This is a genomic window from Streptomyces fildesensis, assembly GCF_016107395.1.
Classification (GTDB): Bacteria; Actinomycetota; Actinomycetes; order Streptomycetales; family Streptomycetaceae; genus Actinacidiphila; species Actinacidiphila fildesensis.
On the sequence record NZ_JAAIKO010000116.1, the window covers coordinates 1 to 1,594 of the forward strand.

Annotated in this window: 1 protein-coding gene; it reads right to left on the reverse strand. The window is 68.6% G+C overall.

The window, feature by feature from the left end:
- Positions 1-9: 9 nt before the first annotated feature.
- The gene (locus tag C6N31_RS42125; RefSeq protein WP_138359647.1) at positions 10-1,455 is read right to left on the reverse strand and encodes an NF041680 family putative transposase; all 1,446 of its coding nucleotides are present in this window, start codon (positions 1,453-1,455) and stop codon (positions 10-12) included.
- Positions 1,456-1,594: the final 139 nt, after the last annotated feature.

The following is a 1,594-nucleotide window of genomic DNA, read 5'->3' on the forward strand; positions in this document are numbered from 1 at the left end:
GCTTGAAATTTAACCTTTGTGGCCTTTAAGGCGATTGCGTTCAGTGATGCTCTCGGGGCGTCTGGTCGTTTTGCCCACATCGTGGCGGGTGGCGGGATGGCGGTTCTTCGAGCCGACTGGACGGCCTGGCCCGGGTGTTGAGGGTTTCGGTGCACGGGCAGGACTGTGCAGGTGCGGGCGGAGGTTGCGAAATCCCCGGCGGACGCGGGCCGGGGTGAGCCGGGCGGGCTCCGTTCGCTTCTCCCACGGGCGACGAAGGTCGGCGGCGGCTTCGCGGAGGAGCCTGAGCTGGGTGTGGGCCGCGATCACGAGCCACGTCCAGCGGTCCGCAGCCTCGGGGGTGCGGAGCTTGGGGCGGGTCCAGCCGAACGTCTGCTTGATCATGCGGAAGGTGTGCTCGATGTCGAAGCGGCGGAGGAATGCCTGCCAGCGCAGATCGACGTCCTCACCGGTCATGCCGGTCTTCGAGGACCACAGCCAGACCGGCTGCGGGTCCTGGCCGCTGGGCAGTCTGTCGACCGCCAGGCGGATCTGGGTGCCCTCGATGATGGGGAGCTCACCGGTGTGGTCGATCCATGCACAGCGGGTGGTCAGATGTGGATGGAGACGGTCGAAGGCCACAGCCCGAGCGGTGCCGTAGCGGTCGGTGACCTGCATGGTTTCCACGTCCGGGGCGCCCCAGGTGTCCGGATCGGCGAAGCGGAACACTCCTCCGTGCCGGGTCGGGCGGCCGGCCCGGCGGGTGCGGGGCGGCGGCGGGCGTCGCATGACACGGTCGGAACGCATCCGGCCCAGAACCTCGACAGGCAGACCCGCGAGGAGGTGGGCCAGGCGCGGGGCGTCGTAGCCGGCGTCGAGGACGATCAGGACGTCCGGATCACCGGGCTCCCACTGGCCTGCGTCGATCAGGTCGGTGACCACGCGGCGGACCTGGGCCGCGGTGACCTCGGCGACGTCGTCGTCGGGGCCGAGCCGCCTCGCGTCCAGGAGTTGGCACCAGGAGGTGCGGCCGGTCTCCAAGGCGGCCACGAACGAGTACGGCCAGCCGGGCACGAGCTGGTCGCTGGAGCGCCCGCTGCGTCCGTAGACGTGGCAGAACAGCCGGTCCGGGCTGCACGGGGCGTCGGGCCGCAGCCAGTGGGTCACGTCGACCGCGAGGACGATCCGGTTGTCGGCGGCCTTGGGCTGCGGCAGCATCGCCAGAGCGTGCCGCAACCCGTCCACGTCGATACGCCCGCAGTTCAGCGCGTCGTACAACGCGCCGTGCCCGCGCCGGTGTTCGGCCAGCAGCGTCAGGTCAACCGGCGAGGTCACCGGTCCGTTCTCGCAGAGCATCGCGTCCGTGAGCTCGAACAGAGTGTCACCACGCCGGGTCAGGGACGCGTAGAAGTCCTCCCGGAAGTGTGACGTGAAGTCGAGTGCCTCGTGCCAAGCATTGTGATGCAGCAGACTCACCCCTGCGGCCTTCGTATGAGTGCGGTTCGGTGACAGAACGCATGCTCATGCGGAGGCCGTCCGCCTGTCCGGTAAAGGCCCAGGTGAGTGATGGTGTCCTACTCGATGTTCGAGTCCGGACCATAAATAACAAGCTGAG